The following is a 23,823-nucleotide window of genomic DNA, read 5'->3' on the forward strand; positions in this document are numbered from 1 at the left end:
TACTTAAGTACTCAGAGGGATTAGAGAAGTAAATAATTATTAAAGAATATGCCGAAGTGGTGGAATTGGTAGACACGCCGTCTTGAGGGGGCGGTGGCGAAAGCCGTGCCGGTTCGAGTCCGGCCTTCGGCACCATTTTAATCCGTGCAAGGTGAAAAAATGCTATCTCAATATTTACCTGTTCTTATTTTTATAATTATCGGATTGGCATTGGGCGTAGCAATGATAGGGGCTGGTTCCCTTTTGTCAAAGCACAACCCTGATAGCTCTAAGAATTCTCCATATGAGTGTGGATTTGGTGCATTCGAGAGTTCTCATATTCCATTTGATGTTCGCTTTTATCTTGTAGCCATTTTATTTATTATTTTTGATTTGGAAACTGCGTTTTTCTTTCCATGGGCTTTAGCTTTACGTAAAATTGGCTGGTTTGGTTTTGCAGGAATGATGTTGTTTTTAGGATTATTAGTTATTGGTTTTATTTATGAATGGAAACGAGGCGCACTAGAGTGGGAATAATTTAAGGTGTGCAATAAGTCACTTCTGATTGTTACTTCCTAAGAAGAAACAATCAGAGGTGGTACTTTTTTTATTAATATTTAACTGCTTAGAGGCTAGCTATGGCGGTTGCAGAATTGCAAAAAAGTGGCTTTGTAACGACTTCAGTCGAGAAACTTCTCGGATGGGCACGTAGTGGTTCTATGTGGCCTATGACTTTTGGATTGGCATGTTGTGCTGTTGAAATGATGCACGTGGGTGCTGCACGTTATGATTTGGATCGGTTCGGAATTATTTTTCGTCCAAGTCCACGTCAATCAGACGTGATGATTGTTGCAGGGACCCTGTGTAATAAAATGGCTCCTGCTTTGCGTAAAGTTTATGATCAAATGCCTGAACCTCGTTGGGTTATCTCCATGGGCTCTTGTGCGAACGGCGGTGGGTATTATCATTACTCTTACTCCGTAGTTCGTGGATGTGATCGCATTGTCCCAGTAGATGTATATGTACCAGGTTGTCCTCCAACTGCTGAAGCACTGCTGTATGGAATTATTCAATTGCAGAACAAAATCAGGCATAAAAAAATCTTAGAAGCTTAAGATCATCAAAGGTGCAAACAGATGACAACAAAAAATGATTATTTGGTTGAACAACTCAAAAGCGAATTGGCGAGCCAATTTAATGAAATTAGTATTGCTTATAATGAAGTAACTATTGAGTGTGACTCAGCAAATTTAAAAGCAATTATGTTGGAACTACGTGATCTGGAAGCCTTTTGTTTTGATCAGCTGATTGACCTTTGCGCTGTGGATTATTTGCTTTACGGTGAGTATGATTGGGAAACAGATTCAGCAACTGAAAGTGGATTTTCTCGCGGTGTAGAACGTCAAGAAGCAAAAGTTTATGCTCTAAGTAAACCCCGTTTTGCTGTAGTTTATCATTTACTCTCAACAAAATTGAATCATCGATTACGTGTGAAGGTATTTCTTGATGAGGCTCATCTAATTGTTCCTTCTGTGCATCATTTGTGGAAAGGCGCGAATTGGTTTGAGCGCGAGGCTTATGATTTATATGGTATTTTATTTGAAGGCCATCCGGACTTAAGACGTATTTTGACAGATTATGGATTTATCGGACATCCATTCCGTAAAGATTTTCCTCTCAGTGGTCATGTTGAAATGCGTTATGACGCAAAATTAGAAAAGGTCATATACGCTCCAGTGGATATTGAACCCAGAATTTTAGTGCCCAAGGTTATTCGGAATGATAACCGGTATATTGATGATAAAAGGGGCGAAGAATGATTGAATTAAAGAATTATACTTTAAACTTTGGTCCACAACATCCTGCAGCTCATGGAGTATTACGTTTAGTTCTTGAGCTTGAAGGTGAAACCATTGTTCGCGCAGATCCACACATAGGATTACTGCATAGAGCCACAGAAAAATTAGCAGAAACAAAACCTTATATTCAAAGTATTGGTTATATGGATAGACTAGACTACGTGTCTATGATGTGTAACGAACATGCTTATGTACGTGCCATTGAGAAACTTTTAGATATCGATGCACCAATTCGAGCTCAATATATCCGTACGATGTTTGATGAAGTAACGCGTATTCTAAATCATTTGCTGTGGTTGGGTGCTATCGCACTGGATATCGGTGCGATGACCGTATTTTTATATTGTTTCAGAGAACGTGAAGATTTATTTGATTGTTATGAGGCAGTATCTGGGGCTCGAATGCACGCTACCTATTATCGACCTGGGGGTGTTGCACGAGACTTGCCCGACTCTATGCCTAAGTATAAAGCGTCAAGATGGCATAACGAACGAGAAGTGGATAAGCTCAATGAGGAGCGCAGCGGCAGTCTACTAGACTTCCTCTGGTCCTTTACCGAGCGGTTCCCCCGTTGTGTTGATGAATATGAAACCTTATTAACTGACAATAGAATTTGGAAACAACGAACAGTAGATATTGGTGTTGTTTCCCCTGAAGAAGCATTGCAATGGGGATTTACAGGTCCAATGCTTCGCGGCTCTGGTGTCGCGTGGGACTTGCGAAAAAAACAGAGCTATGCAGCCTATGATCGCGTGGATTTCGATATCCCAGTTGGTAAAACTGGAGATTGTTATGATCGTTATTTAGTCCGTGTTGAAGAACTAAGGCAATCAAATCGAATTATTAGACAATGTATCGAGTGGCTCAGAGCAAATCCTGGACCAGTGCGTATTGATGATCACAAAATCACACCACCACGCCGCGTAGAAATGAAAGAAGATATGGAGGCATTAATCCATCATTTCAAATTGTTTACTGAAGGTTTTTGTTTACCCCGTGGGGAAGTATATAGTGCCGTTGAGGCTCCTAAAGGTGAGTTTGGTATTTATATGGTATCTGATGGGGCGAATAAACCCTACAGATTAAAGATTCGTGCTCCTGGATTTGCTCACTTGTCGAGCTATGATGCAATGACTAGAGGACATATGATCGCTGATGGTGTGGCGATTTTAGCGAGTCAGGATATAGTATTTGGTGAAATAGATCGTTAATTTTGATCTGTCAGTTTACAATTATTTAAAATGACATTCCAAAAATAGCAATTTAAATTAATAAAGGTTTAGAAATGTCTGATAATTCAGCAAAAAAATTAAATCAATTGGTGTCAGCTCAAAGAATAAAGGACATCGATCATTGGATAGCTAAATATCCTAAAGATCAGAAGCAATCCGCTGTGATGAGTGCGCTACGAATCGTGCAAGAAGAGCATGGTCACCTGACTACAGAATTAATGGATGCTGTAGCTGATTATCTTGAGATGCCTCCTATTTCCGTATATGAGGTTGCGAGTTTCTATACTATGTACGAACACACACAAGTTGGAAGACACTCGATAAATGTATGTACCAATATTTCTTGTATGCTGCGTGATTCGGCTGCGGTTGTCGAACACTTGGAAAAAAAGTTGGGTATAAAATTAGGTGGGACCACAGATGATGGGCGCTTTACTTTAAGATCCGTTGAATGTTTAGGCGCTTGTGTTAATGCGCCGATGATGCAGGTGGACAAGGATTATCATGAGAATCTGACTCCTGAATCTATAGATAAAGTGTTGGAACAATACCAATAAAAGATAGAGGTGGTTGCCGTGGTTGAATTAAATCAAGTTTGTTATCGAACATTTCATCTACCAGAGCCTTGGACACTATCTGCTTATGAGAGTGTGGGTGGATATAGTGCATGGAGAAAAATATTAAAAGAGCAAACTTCTCCACAATTAATAATTGATGAGTTAAAAACCTCTGCCTTGCGTGGTCGAGGAGGAGCAGGATTCCCGACTGGATTGAAATGGAGTTTTATGAATCGTAATACTCCAGTACAAAAATATGTAGTTTGTAATTCAGACGAAGGTGAGCCAGGTACGTGTAAGGATCGCGAAATACTTACATTGAATCCACACCAGCTTATAGAGGGTATGGCTATTGCTGGATATACCATGGGTGCTACTGTTGGATATAATTACATCCGCGGTGAGTTTTGGTTGCCCTATGAGCGTACTGAAGCCGCACTAAAAGAAGCTTATGAAGCTGGTTTATTAGGTAAGAATATTTTAGGTACAGGTATTGACTTCGATTTATATAATCATTTAGGTGCTGGGGCCTACATTTGCGGTGAAGAGACCGCATTGCTCAATTCCCTTGAAGGAAAAAAAGGTCAGCCCAGATTTAAGCCTCCCTTTCCTGCTAACTATGGCTTATACGGGAAGCCTACAACGATAAATAATACTGAGACTTTTGCCTCTGTTCCGGTCATTATGGAAAAAGGTGGGGAGTGGTTTTTAAAAATAGGCAAGCCCAATAATGGCGGAGCCAAATGTTTTAGTGTGAGTGGTCACGTTAATAAACCTGGAAATTTCGAAATCCCTTTGGGGACCCCCTTTAAAACGCTACTTGAATTAGCAGGTGGGGTTTCAAAAGGTCGTAAAATTAAAGCAGTAATTCCCGGGGGTACTTCCATGCCTGTTTTACCTGGTGAGGTGATGATGGGTCTAGATATGGATTATGACAGTATCCAAAAAGCAGGATCAGGATTAGGTTCGGGTGCTGTGATTATTATGGATGAAACAACCTGTATGGTTGATGCACTCTATCGCATTTCCGAGTTTTACATGGATGAGTCTTGTGGCCAATGTACTCCATGCCGGGAGGGCACTGGTTGGCTAGTCCGTTTACTACATCGCATTAAGGATGGGCATGGTGAACCTGGAGATGTAGAGAAATTAGTCAATGTTGCGAACAATATCGAAGGACGCACTATTTGTGCATTAGGTGAGGCAGCAGCTTGGCCAGTACAAAGTTTTGTGAAGCATTTCCGCGATGAATTTGAATATTTCGTGAAGCATAAACGCTCAATCTTCGCAGCATAATTAAAAAGGTTTGACCCATGACAACTACTATTGAAATCGACGGTAAAACATTTGAAGCAGAAAACGGCAAAATGATAATCGAAGTTGCCGATGAAGCAGGTATTCATATCCCACGGTTTTGTTATCATAAAAAATTGTCCGTGGCTGCCAATTGTCGCATGTGTTTAGTTGAAGTGGAAAATGGCCGTAAGCCAGTTCCTGCTTGTGCGACTCCAATTACAAATGGCATGAAGGTATTTACCAAATCGAAGGAAGCGTTACATTCACAAAAAGTAGTTATGGAATTCCTTCTTATTAACCATCCGCTTGATTGCCCAATCTGTGATCAGGGCGGGGAATGTGAATTACAAGACATATCCATGGGCTACGGGGCAGATGAGTCCCAGTATACAGAAAACAAACGTTCAGTGGACGATGATAATTTGGGTACACTGATTTCAACTGAAATGACCCGTTGTATTCATTGTACTCGTTGTGTCCGTTTCGGTGAAGAAATTGCTGGGTTGAGAGAGTTAGGTGCGACTGGCCGAGGCGAGCACATGCAAATTGGTACTTATGTGCAACACAGCATGAAGTCAGAAGTTTCTGGTAATATTATTGATTTATGTCCCGTTGGGGCATTAACGTCAAAACCATTTCGTTTTACTGCTAGAGCATGGGAACTAACTCAACATGATGGTGTAGCGCCTCATGATTGCCTCGGTTCAAATATCTATCTTCATACTCGTCGAAATGAGTTAATGCGGGTTGTTCCTAAAGAAAATGAAACAATTAACGAAACTTGGTTGGCAGATAGAGATCGATTTAGCTATTTAGGATTAAAAAGTTCATCAAGAGCAAGCCAGCCACAGATTAAGCGTAATGGGCAGTGGGAAGTTGTGGATTGGGAGACGGCTTTAAAATATACCGCCGAAGGGCTGGCGCGAGTCATAAAACAAAATGGCGCTGAGCAAGTTGCGGCTTTTGCCTCAAGTTCTTCTACATTAGAAGAACTGTATTTATTACAAAAATTAATGCGTGAAATCGGTGTTCACAATCTGGATCACAGGTTGCAACAGGTAGACTTTAGAGATCAACAACACCAAGCAACTTCACCTCAAAGTTCCTTGCCCTATTCCGAAGTAGAACATCAAAATACCATAGTCCTAATTGGATGTAACATTGATCGTGAAGTACCTTTAGCTGGAGTGCGAGTTCGTAAGGCATTCCGTAATGGAGCAAAGATTTACGCAATAAATCCCGTAGATTTTGAATATCGTTTTGATCTCCAAGAGCGCTTTATTGTTTCACCTTTAGAAATGCCAATGCAACTCGCCAAGCTTGCTTTAGCATTGACTGGTGACATCAAAACTTTACCCGCAGAAGTGCAAAAATTATTAATAGGTCTTGAGTTGGATAAAGCAACTCAAAACGTGGCCAAAGCATTAAAAGAAGAAAAAGCATGCTTAATTACCGGTGCTCTTTGTGAAAATCACCCTGAAGCGGCGTTATTGCGTACCTTGATGTTTCATATTGAAAAATTAAGTGGAGCTAAAGTATTGCGCCTGACTCAGGGGGCAAATGCTGCTGGCGCTTGGATCGCAGGCATGGTTCCTCATCGCACCACTGCAGGAAAAGCCGATTCAGCCCCCGGGATGGATGTGCAAGCTGCATTAAATGCCAAATTGAAAGCCTATTTTTTAATGGGCGTAGAACCGGGTTTTGATTTTGCAAATCCTTACGGCGCAAGACAATCAATGCTCGGTGCAGAGTTTGTTGTATTAATGTCTGCTTACAATCATGAGTCAATGCTGGATTATGCGGATGTCATTTTACCAATTGCTCCCTATGCTGAAACTTCAGGAACATACATTAATGTTGATAATACTTGGCAAACAGTAAAAGGTGCGTTATCACCTCATGGTGAGGCTCGACCTGCCTGGAAAGTCTTGCGGGTTCTTGCTAATTTACTGCATTGCGAAGGTTTTGAATATTTATCAACTGAAGAGGTTTTGTCAGAAATTAAAAATAGTGTTGCAATCACAATGGAACAAGAATATAAGCCCTTTTATCCTGAGAGTTTGCCTCTAATTAATCAATCGTTGATTCGTGTGGGCGAATGGCCGCTTTATCGTAGCGATGCAATTGTTAGGAATGCTAAAGAGTTGCAATTTTGCGCTGCTGCTGAAGTAGCGTGTATACGCATAAATCCGACAACAGCGGATCGATTGAAATTAGAAGATGTTGCTACTGTATCTCAGGGAGATATTGAGATAACATTGCCGCTTAAACGTGATGAACGCATTGCGGCAGATGTTGTATGGGTAGCAAACGCGATGCCTGAAACGGTGGATTTAGGCCATTCATTTGCTGCAATAACTATTAAGCGCTAGGCAGGTAAAAAAATGCTGCAAGATATTAGCATATTAATTTGGGTCATCATTAAAATATTAGTAATCGTAGTTCCCTTACTATTATGTGTTGCATATTTAATCTATGCAGAGCGTAAAGTTATTGGGTATATACAAGCACGCATAGGACCCAACCGCGTGGGTATACGGGGGTTGCTCCAACCGATAGCGGATTTGATTAAACTAATTACTAAAGAAATTATTATCCCAACCCGCTCTAATAAATATCTTTTTGTGGCCGCCCCATTATTTGCTCTAGTTCCTGCTTTGGCAGGTTGGGCAGTCATTCCTTTTCAGGAAGGCATGGTTTTAGCAAATATTAATGCAGGTGTTCTTTATATTTTCGCAATGAGTTCTCTTGGAGTTTATGGAGTGCTTATCGCAGGATGGGCGTCTAACTCCAAATACGCAATGTTTGGTGCATTAAGAAGTACTGCGCAAACCGTATCCTATGAAATTGCAATGGGCTTTGCTTTAGTTGGAGTACTGTTGGCTGCTGGAAGTATGAATCTTACCGACATTGTAAACTCACAAAGAGGAGGAATTTTACATTGGTGGTTTATTCCTCTCTTGCCTCTATTTTTTGTTTTTTGGATAGCAGGAATTGCTGAAACCAACCGAGCACCATTCGACTTAGCCGAAGGTGAGTCTGAAATTGTTGCTGGATTCCACGTAGAGTATTCAGGGATAGGCTTCGCATTATTTTTCTTATCAGAATATGCGAGTATGATTCTTATTTCTATGCTGCTTAGTATTCTGTTTCTGGGTGGCTGGATGTCACCATTTGAAGGTATTCCATTTTTAGAAAATATATTTTTTATTGTACCCGGCTTTGTTTGGTTAATCGTGAAAGTCTGCTTTTTCCTATATGTATATTTATGGATAAGAGCAACTTTTCCTCGTTATCGTTATGACCAGCTTATGCGTTTAGGTTGGAAGGTACTTATTCCGGTCACCATTGTTTGGATTATTGTAACTGCGCTAATGGTTGTTACACATGTGAAACCTTGGTTTTAATGATTAATAGAGAAGCCGATGAAAAAAGCATATCAATTTATTAAATACTACGTACGCAGTTTTCTTTTTATAGAATTATTGCAGGGTCTAAAGTTAACTGGTAAATATTTTTTTAAGAAAAAAATAACGGTCCAGTTTCCTGAGGAACAAACTCCAATTTCACCTCGTTTTAGAGGCGCACTGGCTTTACGACGTTATCCAAATGGCGAAGAACGTTGTATTGCTTGCAAATTATGTGAAGCAGTTTGTCCTGCACTTGCTATAACTATTGAGTCAGAACCACGCGAAGATGGATCTCGTCGCACCACACGATATGATATTGATGTATTTAAATGCATTAACTGCGGATTATGCGAAGAGTCTTGCCCTGTGGATTCCATCGTAGTAACACCAGTGCATCATTATCATATTAGTGAGCGTGGCCAAAATATTATGACGAAAGAAAAGCTCCTAGCCCTTGGCGATTTGTTGGAGCCCAGACTTGCAGCAGATAGAGCTGCTGATGAAAAATACCGATAACGGGGTGCAGTATGCATGAATTATTAGTTCAAACTATTTTCTATATCTTTGCGGCCATAGCCGTAGGCGCTGCCTTTATGGTAATTATTCAAGATAATCCTGTACGCAGCGTTTTATTTCTTGTACTTACCTTCATTGCGAGTGCAGGATTATGGATCCTTGCAGAAGCAGAGTTTCTTGCCCTAATTTTGGTGCTTGTATATGTGGGTGCGGTAATGACATTGTTTCTGTTCGTCGTAATGATGCTTAATATTGATGTGGAAGTAATTAAAAACCATTACAGACGCTATTTACCCTTTGGTTTAATTCTGGTTGCTCTTTTAACTGGACTATTAATGGTATCTATTCCAGCAGGTACGTTTAAGTCGAATGTTGAGACGCAAAGCAATCCTATGATTAGTACCCAGTTAATGAATGCAACACAAAACAAACTTGAAGCACCCCGGTCAAATACGGAAGCCTTGGGCATGGTTTTATATACAGATTATTTACTGGCTTTTGAAATTGCAGCTGTGCTGTTATTAATCGCCATTATTTCAGCAATTACCCTAGTCCATAGAGGTCCCAGAAAATCGAAACGGCAGGATGTGAAACAACAGATCCTGACACGTAGAAGCGATCGGGTGGAATTAATTAATATGAAAACAGAAAAATAATGTTGGGGATTTCTAGATGATACCAGTAAATAATTACTTAATTCTGGGGGCCATTATATTCGGTTTTGGTCTTATTGGCATAATGATGAATCGTCGGAATATCATTTTATTGCTGGTATGTATCGAATTGATGTTACTTGCAGTGAATACTAATTTTGTCGCATTTTCCCACTACTATAACGAAATTAGCGGTCAAGTTTATGTCTTTTTTATTTTAACGGTTGCTGCCGCAGAAGCAGCAATAGGATTAGCCATAGTGATGTTGCTTTATAGAAATAGAGGTAACATTAACGTAGATAAGATGAATCATTTAAAAGGTTAACATTGTGAGTATCCAACAACTTTGTCTAATAATCGTTTTAACTCCCTTGGCTGGCTCTATAATTGCTGGTTTTTTCCGTAATCAAATTGGACGAGTCGGGGCACATTCAGCCACTATCCTAGGCGTTACAATATCTTTTATTGCATCCCTCTATGTGGCTTGGCAAATCTTTTCTGGCGCCATGCCGACTGAGAGCACTGTGCTTTATCACTGGGCGACTGGTGGCTTAATTCTTCCATTTGAATTTAACATTGGTTTTCTGATTGATCCTTTAAGTACTGTGATGCTAGTGACTGTTAATTTTGTCTCTTTGTTGGTGCATATTTACAGTATTGGATATATGGCCGATGACGATGGATACCAGCGTTTTTTCAGCTACATTTCATTGTTTACTTTTATGATGCTGATGTTAGTCAGTGCAAATAATTTCTTACAATTATTCTTTGGTTGGGAAGGTGTTGGTCTAGTTTCTTATTTGCTTATTGGTTTCTGGTATCAAAAAGAATCAGCTATTGAGGGTAGTCTTAAAGCTTTTCTCGTCAACCGCGTGGGTGACTTTGGTTTTCTCTTAGGGATTGCCCTGGTATTTGCCTACACGGGTAGTATTGATTACGAAACTGTTTTCAAGAGCGTTAACTATCTTACAAGTCAGAATATTGAACTGTTTCAAGGTCATCCTTGGTCTTTAGTCACGGTAATATGTTTAGCTTTATACGTAGGTGCTATGGGTAAATCTGCACAAGTACCGTTACATGTGTGGCTACCTGAATCAATGGAAGGTCCGACTCCTATCTCTGCATTGATTCACGCTGCGACAATGGTCACGGCTGGTGTATTTATGATTGCGCGTATTTCACCTCTAATCGAATTTTCTACAACCGCATTAAGCGTAGTTCTTGTGATAGGAGCAACAGGTGCACTCTTTACAGGAATTTTAGCACTCACAATGAATGACATTAAACGAGTAGTCGCCTATTCAACGCTGTCTCAATTAGGATATATGATGGTAGGAATGGGGGCATCAGCATACAGTGCAGGAATGTTTCACCTTCTTACTCATGCATGTTTTAAAGCCCTCTTATTCTTAGGTGCTGGTTCGGTAATTATCGGTATGCACCATGAACAAGATATGCGAAAAATGGGTGGTTTATGGAACAAGATGCCCATTACTTACATAACATATGTAATTGGTTCTCTAGCTCTTTGCGCGATACCCCCTCTGGCAGGGTTTTATTCCAAAGATACAATTATCGAAGCGGTACAATTGTCACAGATTCCTGGAAGTAGTTATTCCTATTTCTGTGTGGTTCTTGGTGCTGGCGTTACTGCCCTGTATACCTTTAGATCTTTGTTTATGACATTCCACGGCAAACCTCGTATGGATGAGCATACTTTAAGCCATGTTCATGAGTCGCCATGGGTGGTTTGGCTGCCGCTGGTTTTACTTGCTATTCCATCAATTATTCTAGGCTACATATTGTACATGCCTATGCTTTTTGATAATCCAACAATTTTAAGTTCTTCTTTATTTGTTCTCCCTCAACATAATGTGTTGGCAGAGCTTGCCCATGAAGTGACTTCACCTTTTGCAAGTATGGTGCATTCAGTATACTCGCTTACTTTTTGGATTACTTTGGCGGGGATTGCGATAGCTTGGCTCTGTTATATAGCGGTACCAACGATCCCAGGTTATTTGGCACGTCGTTTTTCACTCATTTATAAAATACTCCTCAATAAATATGGATTTGATGCGTTTAACAATCTAGTTTTTGTGAAAGGATCTAAGGGTATAGGAACTGTATTTTACAGTGTGGGTGATCAAAAATTGATCGATGGGATGGTTGTAAATGGCAGCAGTCGACTAGTTAGATGGTTATCAACTAAAGGTCGCGCTATACAAAGTGGTTATCTGTATCATTATGCTACGATAATGATTTTTGGATTGCTTGGATTTTTATGCTGGTTGATACTCGGCTGAATATAGGGTGAAGGTATGCATTATTTGCTCAATTTACTAATTTGGTTGCCAGTAATAGGCGGGGTTTTTGTTCTTCTCTCTGGAGACGATCGTAGCCCGAATATTTCACGTTATTTGGCATTATTTACCGTAATACTTTGTTTGCTACTGTGTATCCCGCTTGTTGCAGGCTTTGATCCTAAAGTGCTCGGAATGCAATATTTGGAGGAATTTTCATGGATGCCTTCACTAGGTATTAGCTATAGCTTAGGCATCGATGGAATGTCGTTACTCCTAATTGTGCTTAGCATTTTTACAAATTTAGTGGTGATCTTGGCAACTTGGGAAAGCATTACCAACAGAGTTTCTCAATATTTAGCTGCATTTTTGATTATGCAGGGGCTATTAGTTGGTGTTTTCTCTGCCTTAGATGCCATCTTATTTTATATTTTCTGGGAGGCGACCCTAATTCCTATGTACCTCATTATTGGTATTTGGGGATCAGATAATCGTGTTTATGCTGCGATTAAATTTTTCTTATATACCTTTTTAGGTTCAGTTCTCATGTTAGCTAGCTTTTTATACATGGGGTTCATCGCTGGCACATTTAGTATAGAAGCTTTTTATGCTATTAAATTAAGCATGACGGCTCAAACATTGATTTTCATTGCATTTTTCCTTGGTTTTGCAATAAAGATCCCGATGTTTCCAGTCCACACCTGGTTGCCTGATGCACATACCGAGGCTCCAGCTGGTGGCTCTGTTGTATTAGCTGCAATTTTATTAAAGCTTGGAGCGTACGGGTTTATCCGGTTCTCCTTACCCATAGTTCCAGATGCTTGTAGCCGTTATGCTGGGGTTATGATTGCCTTATCTTTAATTGCAATCGTTTATATTGCTTTAGTCGCAATTATTCAAAAGGATATGAAACGACTAATTGCCTATTCTTCAATTTCACACATGGGATTTGTAACTTTAGGTAGTTTTGCTATTTTTGCGATTGCAAAACAATCAGGACTAAGTGCAGCTGGCTTAATTTTAGAAGGTGCCATTGTCGTTATGATTTCGCATGCTTTTGTCTCAAGTGCACTTTTTGCCGGTGTAGGTTTTATCTACGATCGGATGCATACACGACGTTTAGCTGATTTTGGCGGGATAGTGAATACCATGCCAATTTTTGCATCATTTTTCATGCTTTTCTGTATGGCGAATGCCGGTTTGCCAGGAACCTCCGGTTTTGTTGGTGAATTTATGGTAATTCTTGGGTCACTAAAAGCTGGTTTTTGGGTGACATTTTGGGCGGCTACCACACTAATAACCGCAGCAGGTTATAATCTTTGGATGTATAAACGAGTAATTTTTGGACCTATAGCAAATGAAAAAGTTGCGGAACTAAAAGATCTTTCGGGCTATGAGTTAAGTGCTTATATTTTACTTGCTTTGATGGTAATCGCTATGGGTGTTTATCCTAAGCCATTCCTAGAGTACATTCATCAAACAGTAAGCCATACTCTAGCGTTAGCAAGTCAATCAAAATTGTAATCAAGGTTAACCAATATGACAGCATTACTTGAAAATATCCATGTAGCCATTCCGGAAATGATTGTGCTCGCCACCGCATGTATTGCATTGCTTGCGGATCTATTTTTACGGCATCGATATAAATCTATTTCCTTTTTTATCTCTTGTATCGGTTTAGTTTTAGCTGCTGTTGTTAGTTTTCTTTATATTGGTATGTATAAGGTGATTACCCTCAATGGCTTGTTCATTAGTGATGATATAGCGAATTTAATGAAATTCTTTATGTACATTACGGTTTTGCTGAGCTTTATCTATTCCAAAGAGTACATAGATGAGCGTCAAATGCCTTCAGGGGATTACTATATCTTAGGATTATTTTCTACTTTAGGGATGATGCTGCTTGTTTCAGCACATTCTCTCCTCACAATTTTCCTTGGTTTAGAATTATTGTCATTACCTTTATACGCGATGACTGCTATTCGCAGAACAGATAGTGATGCTTCTGAAGCAGCAATGAAATATTTTGTAATGGGGTCAATTGCTTCTGCCATGCTTTTATATGGTATTTCTTTAATTTATGGAGCAACCGGAAAACTTGATTTACTCGAAGTGGCAAATGTCATCGCTGCGAACTGGCAACAGCAAAGTACCTTACTGGCATTTGCTATAGTTTTCATTCTATGTGGCGTTGCTTTTAAATTAGCTGCTGTGCCATTCCATATGTGGGCTCCCGATGTATATCAGGGGGCACCAACTTCAGTTACCCTATTCATTAGCGCTGCACCTAAAGTTGCTGCTTTAGGTATGGCATTTAGATTACTTACAATTGGCCTAGTCGATGTGAGTTCGCAGTGGCAACATATTCTATTGGTAATGACTTTACTTTCCACAGGTCTGGGGAATTTGTTCGCAGTAGTGCAGACCAGTATAAAACGTTTATTAGCTTATTCGGCTATCTCTCATATTGGATATGCTTTATTTGGAATCTTAGCGGCAACTGCTTCAGGATATTCTGCGGCACTCTATTATATTTTGGTTTATTCAATAACCTCAGCTGCCGGCTTTGGTTTAATTGTGTTAATGTCTAACCGCGGGATGGAAATAGATAGCATTGAGGATCTAAAAGGGCTTAACAAAAGAAATCCCTGGTTGGCATTTATGATGCTAATCGTTATGTTCTCTCTTGCCGGTGTGCCTCCAACTGTGGGCTTCTTTACTAAACTGCTTGTGCTTAAAGCGTTAGTGGACGCTCAAATGATGTGGGTGGCTGTACTGGGATTATTATTTACGGTGATTGGTGCTTATTATTATTTAAGAATTGTTAAAATAATGTATTTTGATGCACCGGCACATGTTGACCCAGTAGTTATGAATAAGGGGAATACTTTAGTCCTTTCCCTTAATTGTCTATCGTTACTGTATTTAGGTATATTTCCAGGCGCCTTAATTGTAGCGTGTATGAATGCATTTGGTTCCTAAGATACCTTCATCTTTGTTCTGGATTAGAAAATAAACTGTTTTCCAGTCCAGAATACATATTTATTTAGATTCTTCAAAGAAAGTACTTGCTAAGCGTACTGACTCTCAGTATACTTGCCATCAGTTGACGCGGGGTGGAGCAGCCTGGTAGCTCGTCGGGCTCATAACCCGAAGGTCGTAGGTTCAAATCCTGCCCCCGCTACCACTTATTAAGAACCCCATTTATGGGGTTTTTTATTATGTATAATTTGTAACTGCACTAAAAGTTTGTAGTAGCCAGTGAAGCAAAGATCGCGCTCGGAATTAATTGTTTTATAGAAATCACGTTCAGAGTTAAGCTCTTGCCCGAACTTAGGTTACTATACCGTATTTGTATTAGGCATCCGTGCCCTTTTTAGTTTGTTAATACTATGATACAAGATGAATTGGAAGATTTATTAGCTCCTACAATTAATGACATGGGCTATGAGCTTTGGGGATGTGAATATCTTTCACAAGGTAAGCATTCTTTATTGCGCATATACATTGATAAGATTGATGGAATAGGGATTGAAGACTGCGAAGCAGTGAGTCATCAAGTCAGCGCATTGCTTGATGTTGAAGATCCTATTTCTGGAAATTATAGCTTGGAAGTATCATCACCAGGTATACCACGGCCATTATTTAAAAATTGGCAATATCAGCGTTATATAGGCCATGAAGTACAAGTAAAAACTTTTAAGCCAATTGAGGGTAAGCGTAAATTATTAGGGACTATTGTCTCAGTATCTGAGAACACTTTAGTAATTAAAATAAATAATGAAGATCAAGAATTACTTTTTTCAAATATTGTGAAAGCAAGTTTGACAGTATAGAGAGGCGAACAATGAGCAAAGAATTGTTACTGGTTGCAGAGGCGTTATCAAATGAAAGAGGTGTAAGTAAGGAAGTTATTATACTTGCCATTCAGGCTGCATTGGAATCCGCAACTCGCAAGATCTTTGGTTTAGATATAGGGGTACGAATCAAATTAGATCCCCGCACAGGTGACTATGAAACCTATAGATATTGGGATGTAGTCAATGAAGATGAACTAGAACATCCAGATCGCCAATTAACTGTTGAACAAGCAAAAGAACGCAACCCCGCTGCAAAAATTAACGATCGTATAGAAGAATCAATTCCTTCAATCGAATTTGGAAGAATTGAGGCGCAAGCTGCTCGGCAAGTTATTATGCAAAAAGTTAGAGAGGCAGAGCGCGAGCTCGTAATTGATCAATTCAGAAGCAAGTTAGGTCAATTGATTTATGGAACCGTTAAAAAAGTAACCCGAGATAATATTATTATTGACTTAGGTGGGAAAGCAGAAGCATTCTTGCCGCGTACAGAAATGCTTCCGCATGAAATGTTTCGTCCGAATGATAGGGTTCGTGCTTATTTATATGAAATTACGCCTCAAGCGCGTGGTCCTCAACTATTTGTCAGTCGTACCCGTAATGAAATGCTTATTGAACTGTTCCGTATTGAAGTACCTGAAATTGGTGAGAACGTGATTGAAGTGAAAGCTGCAGCACGAGATCCAGGCAATCGAGCTAAGATTGCAGTTAAAACCAATGATGGACGCATTGACCCTGTTGGGGCTTGTGTTGGTATGCGCGGCGCTCGAGTTCAGGCTGTTTCTAGCGAGCTTGGCGGGGAACGTGTAGATATTATTTTATGGGATGATAATCCTCCGCAATTAGTTATTAATGCCATGGCTCCTGCAGAAATCTCTTCTATTGTTGTGGATGAAGACACCCATACTATGGATTTAGCAGTTGAAAAAGATCAATTGTCCCAAGCTATCGGGCGCAATGGTCAAAACGTTCGCTTGGCAAGTCAATTAACGGGCTGGACGTTGAATGTTATGACTACAGATGAATTCGAAAATAAGAATTTGGAAGAATCAAGTAAAATTGTTAAATTATTTACTTCTGCACTAGAAATTGATGAAGAAATTGCTACATTACTCGTAGCACATGGTTTTTCTTCTCTAGAAGAAATTGCTTATGTCCCTAAAGAAGAATTACTGGCCATCGAAGAGTTTGACGAAGAAATTGTTGAGGAACTGAGAAATAGGGCAAATGATAAATTACTTACAATGGCTCTTTCTTCAGGTAAAGAGCTATCTGGTTCACCTGATGAATCATTACTCTCAATGGAAGGTATGTCCGAAGAGTTAGCTAACAAATTAGCATCAAAAGGAATTACTTCTATGGAAGATTTAGCTGAGCAATCTGTTGATGAGCTGTTAGAAATTGAAGGAATGACTGAAGAAAAGGCCGGAGCTTTAATAATGAAGGCCAGAGAACCATGGTTTTTATAAGACTATGGATTTATTATAAATTAATGTAGTGCAAATATGCAGTTATTTTCAGATAAAGTATATAACTGCTGAAAGGGGATTAAAATATGGCGGATGTGACGGTTAAACAATTAGCTCAAGTCGTTGGTATTCCGGTTGAACGCTTATTGAACCAGTTACAGGAAGCAGGGTTGTCTTTTAGTGATGACCAACAGACTGTGAATGAAGAGCAAAAGCGGATCCTACTCAATCATTTGAAGAGAACTTCTCTACGTGATGTGAATGTTTCGCCTGAGCGAATTACTTTAAGACGAAAAAGCTTATCGCAAGTCACCGTTGGCCATGATGCTCATAGCGGCAAAACTGTAAGTGTTGAGGTACGTAAGAAAAAAGTATTTGTAAAACGTACCCCCATAGCAGAGTTGCCTGAAGCTGAAGAACCAACTCTATCTGAAGAAAATCAGACGATACCTGAAGAGCATACTGCTGAAGTGGCTTCTGAGATGCCACCGGTATCTGAAACACCTATAGAATCAGTAGAGCAAATCACCGAACCTGCTGAAACTACAGTGGAAGAAAACCAAGCACATGAGGTAGAAGAAAATTCTCAACATAATGAAGAAATTCCTACAGACTTACCAACAGAAGTGGTTGTAAGTACAAGTCCGAAAGAAGTTATGGAAGATATCTCCATAAAAGAAGAGCAAAAATTGGAAAAACCATCTAAAAAGAAACATGTTGAGCAGCCAATTGAGTCTGAGGCCGGAGATTTCAGGAAAGTTAAGAAAAAACCTAAATATCAAACATCTTATGATCGCGATGAAGAAGATCAAGAGGGTCATAGACGAGGCGGTCGTAGCAAATTTAAAAAGCGTAAGGGTGTAGAGAAATCAGATAAACTTAAAGAGGCTGAAGAGTCTTTAACTCATGGTTTTGCTTTGCCCACCGCCCCCGTAGTAAAAGAGGTTTTAATCCCTGAAACAATTACGGTTGCAGAATTAGCAAAAAGAATGTCTGTTAAAGCCGCTGAAGTAATTAAAATAATGATGTCCCTTGGGGCGATGGCAACCATTAACCAGGTTATTGACCAAGAAACAGCGGTTATTGTTGTTGAAGAAATGGGCCATAAGGCACGTATTATTAAAGAAGACGCAATTGAAGTGGGATTAGGTGAGTCGATTAACATAGGTAGTCGAACTGAATCAAGAGCACCTGTCGTTACAATTATGGGACACGTAGATCATGGTAAGACCTCGTTACTTGACTATATTCGCCGAACCAAAGTTGCAATTGGCGAGGCAGGTGGTATTACACAACATATTGGTGCATACCATGTAAGTACTCCTAAAGGTGATGTTACATTCCTAGATACTCCAGGTCATGCTGCTTTTACCGCAATGAGAGCTCGTGGTGCAAAGGTCACTGATATTGTTGTGTTAATCGTTGCTGCAGATGATGGAGTTAAGCCACAAACGATAGAAGCAATTCAACATGCCAAAGCAGCGAAAGTGCCAATTATTGTTGCAATTAATAAGATGGATAAACCCGATGCAGATCCTGATCGTGTCATGAATGAATTAACGACATATGAAGTAATCCCAGAAGCTTGGGGTGGAGATACTATGTTTATCAATATCTCGGCTAAATCCGGTATGGGTATTGATGAGCTACTTGATGCCATCTTATTGCAATCTGAAGTTCTAGAATTAACCGCTGTAACAGACGGTGCTGCTAAAGGAGTTGTAATTGAGTCACGTTTAGACAAAGGTAGAGGTCCTGTAGCAACTGTGTTAGTACAAAGCGGAACACTACATAAAGGCGATATCCTACTTGCGGGATTTCAATACGGCCGTGTACGAGCTTTGGTTGGTGATAATGGGGATCTAGTTGATTCTGCGGGCCCATCAATTCCGGTCGAGGTATTGGGCTTATCTGCTATTCCTCATGCCGGGGATGAAGCTGTCGTTGTTCCTGATGAGAAAAAAGCAAGAGAGGTTGCCTTATTCCGTCAAGGTAAATTCCGAGATGTAAAACTTGCCAGACGCCAGAAATCAACCCTCGAAGGCATTATGGAAAATATGGCGGCAGGAGAATCTAAGGTACTTAATGTGGTACTTAAAGCTGATGTTCAAGGTTCACTTGAAGCAATTTCAGATGCGTTAGTGAAATTATCTACTGAGGAAGTTAAAGTTGAAGTTATTTCAAGCGGTGTAGGTGGTATTACTGAATCTGATGTTCATTTAGCCATAGCATCCAATGCCATTTTGGTTGGCTTTAACGTGAGAGCCGATAGTAGTGCTAAGAAATTGGCCGAGCATGAATCTGTGCAGCTGCACTATTATAGTGTCATTTACGACATTGTAGACCAGATTAAAGGCGCTTTAACCGGTATGCTTGCTCCGCAATTTAGAGAGGAAATTATTGGTACTGCTGAAGTTCGCGATGTATTTAAATCACCCAAAATTGGTGCGATTGCAGGTTGTATGGTTATTGAAGGAGTTATAAAGCGAAATAACCCTATTCGTGTCCTGCGTGCCAATGTGGTTATCTATGAGGGTACTTTGGAATCATTGCGAAGATTCAAAGATGATGTGGTTGAGGTTCGCCAAGGCTTTGAATGTGGTATTGGGGTCAAAAATTACAATGATGTTAAGCCAGGTGACCTAATTGAAGTATATGAAACAGTTGAAATTAAGCGTGATTTATAAAGATGGCTCAAAATTTTAAACGTACAGATAGAATCGCTGAAATGATTCAGCGTAAATTAGCACAGATAATACCCATGGAAGTAAAAGATCCCCGCTTAACCGGGTTCGTCACTATATCCGCTGTAAAAGTTGCGGCTGATTTGAGTCATGCCAAAGTATATTTTACTGTGCTGAATGATAATAAAGAAACTGCAGCGGCTATTTTAAATGCCGCTGCAAGTTATTTGCGCAGCGCTTTGGCACGAAGTATTACTTTGCGCACAGTCCCCCAGCTTCATTTCATATATGATGAATCAATAGAATATGGTGAACGTTTAAGTCGTCTCATCGATAAAGTGAATCCACCTGATTCTGATGATAATGAAAGTAATTAATCCTTCAGCATTAGATGGAATTTTATTGCTAAACAAATCTGAAGGAATGACCTCGAACACGGCGTTGCAAAAAGCAAAAAGATTGTTAGGGGCAAAGAAAGCTGGCCATACTGGAAGTTTAGATCCGCTTGCTACAGGTATGTTGCCTCTTTGCTTTGGCGAAGCCACTAAGGTATGTCAATTTTTGCTTGATGCAGATAAGTGCTATCAGACTACCGGCTTATTAGGAATTAAAACAAACACTGCTGACGCAACTGGTGAAATAATCGCTCGTGTTGAGGCATTTGCAGTTTCAGAGTTAAATTTACTTGCTGTATTAAAAGAACATACAGGTCATATAAAGCAGATTCCTTCCATGTTTTCCGCTTTAAAGCATAATGGAACCCCTCTTTATCGTTTGGCGAGAGAAGGGATTCACATTGAGAGAGAGGCTCGCGAGATCCTGATTAGTAATTTGGAACTTAATGCATTTGACGGTAGTCAATTTTCATTAACTGTAACGTGCAGCAAGGGAACCTATATTCGTAATTTGGTTGAAGACATTGGTGATGCATTAGGTGTAGGGGCTCATGTTACGCGCCTACATCGGGTTTATACCTCTGGTTTAGAGAGTATGCCTATGTATTCTCTAGATGAATTAGAGGCAATGTCTAGCTCCGAACGAACAGCTTGCTTGATTCCCATGGATAGAGCTGTTAGTCATTTTGAGAAAGTGATCCTGTCGGATGATAAAATTGTTATGATTCGTCAAGGTAGAGTAGTAACAAATAAAATAGGTGGAGAAAAAGCAGATTGTGTTCGTCTTTATGATGAGAAAGCACAATTTATTGGGTTAGGAGAACGAAATATCCAAGGTGATATTAAAGCGAAACGCTTACTTTCTTTTTGATCATTGGTAGTAAAATAAGTGATTAAAGCTAAATATGAAATTTTTTGCACAAAAATAATTATCAGTACTTGTTTCGTTGGACGTGCCTTGGTAGAATGTTCGCCTTTAAATGAATACTTAGTAGTTCCGGGAGTGTATAATGTCGCTAAGCAGCGCAGATAAAGCAGCAATTGTTAAAGAATACAAGCGTTCCGATCAAGATACTGGTTCGCCTGAAGTTCAGGTTTCTATTATTACTGGCCGTATTAAATATTTAACTGAGCACTTTAAAGAACACAAAAAAGATTTTCATTCTCGACGTGGACTGCAACAACTTGTTAATAAACGTCGTAAGCTTTTGAAATATTTAAAGCATAACGATGAAGCTCGTTATCAAACTTTGATCCAAAGTCTGGAACTGAGAGATTCTTATTGATTTCTGAGCAAATACATTTCGTTACGAATGTACTTTACAAAAAAATACTTTAAATAAAGGCGCAATTTTCTGCGCCTTTTTTTCGTTATAATTACTAAGAGGAAGAATACGTGGCTAAGTTTACAAAAGAAATAGCATTCGGTGACCACACGCTTATATTGGAAACAGGTGAAATTGCGCGACAAGCGGATGGAGCAGTATTAGCCAATATGAATGGCACTCAGGTATTAGCTACAGTAGTTGGCAAAAAGGAATGTGGCGAAGGAGCTGGATTTTTTCCATTGACGGTAAATTATCAAGAAAAATTTTACGCAGTAGGTAAAATACCGGGTGGGTTTAATAAACGAGAAGGCAGACCTTCAGATAATGAAACATTAACTTCTCGATTGATTGATCGTCCTATTCGTCCTTTATTTCCTGATGGTTTTTGCAACGAAGTACAAGTTATTGTTACGGTTCTTTCTCTAAATCCAGAAGTTTCAGCGGATATTGTTGCAATGATTGCATCCTCTGCAGCATTAGCTCTTTCAGGTGTTCCTTTTAATGGTCCCATTGGCGCTGCCCGTGTAGGCTATAAAGACGGTATTTACTTATTGAACCCAAGCCGCAAAGAACTCGAGCAATCCAAACTTGATTTAGTGGTAGCCGGAACTAAAGATGCAATTTTGATGGTCGAGTCAGAAGCCAAAGAGTTAAGTGAAGACATTATGCGCGGCGCCATTATGTTTGGTCATGAAATGATGAAAAGTGTGATCAAAGGAATCGAAGAGCTCGCAGCACAGGGTGGGAAAACTCGTTGGGAATGGACCGCTCCTGAAGTAGATACTTCCTTGCAAGAACGAATTTCTGATATGGTGAAACATGACGTTGAAGCAGCCTATCTGATTAAGGATAAGCAAGAAAGATATCAACGTTTGGATGAGTTAAAAGAACAAGCAATTTCTGCTCTGCAAGCAGAGAATGATGAGTTAAAAGCGGATGTGATTGGCAATATGTTTGTTGAAATAGAGCGCGCTACCGTACGTAATCGAATTCTTGATGGTGAGCCACGAATTGATGGCCGTGACCACAAAACAGTTCGTCCCATTGCAATTCGCACAAAACTTTTAGAAAGAACACACGGTTCTGTACTGTTCACCCGCGGTGAAACCCAGGCTATTGTGGTTGCTACTTTGGGTAATGAGCGTGATGCACAAATCCTCGATAACATCACCGGTGAATCAAAAGATCGATTTATGCTGCATTATAACTTCCCTCCCTATTCAGTTGGGGAAACAGGTATGGTTGGTAGCCCCAAACGTAGAGAAATTGGACATGGCCGCTTAGCAAAACGTGCTATTATCGCTGTATTGCCTGAGGCAAACGAATTTCCCTATACTTTAAGAGTTGTTTCGGAAATCACTGAATCAAATGGTTCAAGCTCGATGGCCACCGTATGTGGTACTAGCCTTGCACTGATGGATGCGGGTGTTCCCCTGAAAGCACCTGTGGCTGGAGTTGCGATGGGCCTGATTAAAGAGGGCGATCGTTATGCAGTGTTAACCGATATATTAGGTGATGAAGACCATTTAGGCGATATGGATTTCAAGGTAGCAGGTACTGAAAATGGAATCACCGCCTTACAAATGGATATTAAAATCCATGGGATTACCAGTGAAATCATGGAGCAAGCTTTAGACCAAGCATTGGCGGGTCGCTTACATATCCTCGGTGTAATGAATAATGCATTATCAGAGCATCGAGAAGAATTATCTCAACATGCTCCACGAATTACGACTATGAAAGTTGCTGAAGACAAAATCCGCACTATTATCGGTAAAGGTGGCGCAACGATTAAAGGGTTAATTGAAAGCACAGGTGTTTCTATTGATATAGATGATACAGGAGTTGTTCAATTATTTTCTCCAGATATGAATGCTTTGGAAGAGGCACAAAAACAAATTAAGGCATTAATTGCAGAAATCGAGGTAGGCCAAACCTATCAAGGTAAAGTAAGTAAAATCGTTGATTTTGGAGCCTTTATAAATCTTTTACCTGGTAAAGATGGATTACTACACATTTCTCAAATCTGTAATGACCGATCCCAAAAAGTCGAATCAGTACTGCAAGAAGGCCAAGATATTGAAGTTTTTGTTGCGGGTATTGATAAGCAAGGTCGTGTGAAGCTTGAATGGAAAGATAGACCTCAAGCAGCGGCTGCTCCAGCTGAAGAAACTACTTATCCTGAAGAAGAACATAAAGAAGTAGCGCAGGGTGGTGATAAAGACGGCGAAGAAGAGTAAAGAATTATCGTTCTTCCCCTGCAAAGGTGGAAGAACGATTTGCGTGTA

At 39.9% G+C, this 23,823-nt stretch carries 20 protein-coding genes, 2 tRNA genes and 2 pseudogenes; all 24 read left to right on the plus strand.

Going from position 1 to position 23,823, the window contains the following annotated elements:
* Positions 1–50: 50 nt before the first annotated feature.
* The 24 genes and pseudogenes from ACWTE2_RS25810 to pnp all read left to right on the plus strand — a co-directional run bounded on the left by ACWTE2_RS25810 (position 51) and on the right by pnp (position 23,775).
* Positions 51–135, plus strand: a tRNA-Leu gene (locus ACWTE2_RS25810).
* A gap of 24 nt (positions 136–159) precedes the next feature.
* Positions 160–516: an NADH-quinone oxidoreductase subunit A gene (locus ACWTE2_RS25815; RefSeq protein ID WP_182392334.1), complete on the plus strand. Its 357-nt coding sequence runs from the start codon at positions 160–162 to the stop codon at positions 514–516.
* Positions 517–617: 101 nt separating this feature from the next.
* Complete coding sequence (locus tag ACWTE2_RS25820; protein ID WP_019232910.1) at positions 618–1,094, plus strand: NuoB/complex I 20 kDa subunit family protein; 477 nt, start codon at positions 618–620, stop codon at positions 1,092–1,094.
* A gap of 21 nt (positions 1,095–1,115) precedes the next feature.
* Positions 1,116–1,799, plus strand: a complete 684-nt coding sequence (locus ACWTE2_RS25825; protein ID WP_454785000.1) for an NADH-quinone oxidoreductase subunit C — start codon at positions 1,116–1,118, stop codon at positions 1,797–1,799.
* Positions 1,796–3,049 carry an NADH-quinone oxidoreductase subunit D gene (locus ACWTE2_RS25830; protein WP_182392336.1) on the plus strand — a complete coding sequence of 418 codons (1,254 nt, stop codon included), beginning with the start codon at positions 1,796–1,798 and terminating at the stop codon, positions 3,047–3,049. Before ACWTE2_RS25825 ends, ACWTE2_RS25830 begins: the two co-directional genes overlap by 4 nt.
* 74 nt (positions 3,050–3,123) lie before the next feature.
* Entirely contained in the window at positions 3,124–3,627 is a 504-nt protein-coding gene (gene nuoE / locus ACWTE2_RS25835) for an NADH-quinone oxidoreductase subunit NuoE (protein ID WP_182392337.1), read from the plus strand.
* Positions 3,628–3,645: 18 nt separating this feature from the next.
* Entirely contained in the window at positions 3,646–4,923 is a 1,278-nt protein-coding gene (gene nuoF / locus ACWTE2_RS25840) for an NADH-quinone oxidoreductase subunit NuoF (RefSeq protein ID WP_454785001.1), read from the plus strand.
* Positions 4,924–4,940: 17 nt separating this feature from the next.
* Positions 4,941–7,295, plus strand: a complete 2,355-nt coding sequence (gene nuoG / locus ACWTE2_RS25845; protein ID WP_454785002.1) for an NADH-quinone oxidoreductase subunit NuoG — start codon at positions 4,941–4,943, stop codon at positions 7,293–7,295.
* Between the two features lie 12 nt (positions 7,296–7,307).
* Positions 7,308–8,330 carry an NADH-quinone oxidoreductase subunit NuoH gene (nuoH, locus tag ACWTE2_RS25850; RefSeq protein ID WP_182392340.1) on the plus strand — a complete coding sequence of 341 codons (1,023 nt, stop codon included), beginning with the start codon at positions 7,308–7,310 and terminating at the stop codon, positions 8,328–8,330.
* Between the two features lie 18 nt (positions 8,331–8,348).
* Entirely contained in the window at positions 8,349–8,849 is a 501-nt protein-coding gene (gene nuoI, locus ACWTE2_RS25855) for an NADH-quinone oxidoreductase subunit NuoI (RefSeq protein WP_182392341.1), read from the plus strand.
* Between the two features lie 11 nt (positions 8,850–8,860).
* Positions 8,861–9,505 (plus strand): NADH-quinone oxidoreductase subunit J, encoded by a 645-nt coding sequence (locus ACWTE2_RS25860; protein ID WP_454785003.1) that lies wholly within the window; start codon positions 8,861–8,863, stop codon positions 9,503–9,505.
* A 16-nt stretch (positions 9,506–9,521) separates the two neighbouring features.
* Entirely contained in the window at positions 9,522–9,827 is a 306-nt protein-coding gene (nuoK, locus tag ACWTE2_RS25865; RefSeq protein WP_182392343.1) for an NADH-quinone oxidoreductase subunit NuoK, read from the plus strand.
* Between the two features lie 4 nt (positions 9,828–9,831).
* Entirely contained in the window at positions 9,832–11,805 is a 1,974-nt protein-coding gene (gene nuoL / locus ACWTE2_RS25870; RefSeq protein ID WP_454785004.1) for an NADH-quinone oxidoreductase subunit L, read from the plus strand.
* A 15-nt stretch (positions 11,806–11,820) separates the two neighbouring features.
* Entirely contained in the window at positions 11,821–13,326 is a 1,506-nt protein-coding gene (locus ACWTE2_RS25875; RefSeq protein ID WP_182392345.1) for a complex I subunit 4 family protein, read from the plus strand.
* A 15-nt stretch (positions 13,327–13,341) separates the two neighbouring features.
* Positions 13,342–14,784 carry an NADH-quinone oxidoreductase subunit NuoN gene (gene nuoN / locus ACWTE2_RS25880; RefSeq protein ID WP_454785005.1) on the plus strand — a complete coding sequence of 481 codons (1,443 nt, stop codon included), beginning with the start codon at positions 13,342–13,344 and terminating at the stop codon, positions 14,782–14,784.
* Between the two features lie 128 nt (positions 14,785–14,912).
* A tRNA-Met gene (locus tag ACWTE2_RS25885) sits at positions 14,913–14,989 on the plus strand.
* A 205-nt stretch (positions 14,990–15,194) separates the two neighbouring features.
* Positions 15,195–15,638 (plus strand): ribosome maturation factor RimP, encoded by a 444-nt coding sequence (rimP, locus tag ACWTE2_RS25890; protein WP_454785006.1) that lies wholly within the window; start codon positions 15,195–15,197, stop codon positions 15,636–15,638.
* An 11-nt stretch (positions 15,639–15,649) separates the two neighbouring features.
* Positions 15,650–17,128 carry a transcription termination factor NusA gene (gene nusA, locus ACWTE2_RS25895; RefSeq protein ID WP_454785007.1) on the plus strand — a complete coding sequence of 493 codons (1,479 nt, stop codon included), beginning with the start codon at positions 15,650–15,652 and terminating at the stop codon, positions 17,126–17,128.
* Positions 17,129–17,214: 86 nt separating this feature from the next.
* Positions 17,215–17,547, plus strand: a pseudogene (locus ACWTE2_RS25900) (translation initiation factor IF-2 associated domain-containing protein); the annotation flags it as partial.
* 249 nt (positions 17,548–17,796) lie between these two features.
* Positions 17,797–19,815: pseudogene (infB, locus tag ACWTE2_RS25905) on the plus strand (translation initiation factor IF-2); the annotation flags it as partial.
* A gap of 2 nt (positions 19,816–19,817) precedes the next feature.
* Positions 19,818–20,189, plus strand: a complete 372-nt coding sequence (gene rbfA, locus ACWTE2_RS25910; RefSeq protein WP_182392350.1) for a 30S ribosome-binding factor RbfA — start codon at positions 19,818–19,820, stop codon at positions 20,187–20,189.
* Positions 20,176–21,078, plus strand: a complete 903-nt coding sequence (gene truB, locus ACWTE2_RS25915; RefSeq protein WP_182392351.1) for a tRNA pseudouridine(55) synthase TruB — start codon at positions 20,176–20,178, stop codon at positions 21,076–21,078. Before rbfA ends, truB begins: the two co-directional genes overlap by 14 nt.
* Before the next feature lie 139 nt (positions 21,079–21,217).
* Positions 21,218–21,493, plus strand: coding sequence for a 30S ribosomal protein S15 (rpsO, locus tag ACWTE2_RS25920; protein ID WP_182392352.1), 276 nt, complete (start codon positions 21,218–21,220; stop codon positions 21,491–21,493).
* A gap of 110 nt (positions 21,494–21,603) precedes the next feature.
* Positions 21,604–23,775: a polyribonucleotide nucleotidyltransferase gene (gene pnp / locus ACWTE2_RS25925; protein ID WP_454785008.1), complete on the plus strand. Its 2,172-nt coding sequence runs from the start codon at positions 21,604–21,606 to the stop codon at positions 23,773–23,775.
* Positions 23,776–23,823: the final 48 nt, after the last annotated feature.

The organism is Legionella nigrisilvae (assembly GCF_977063395.2).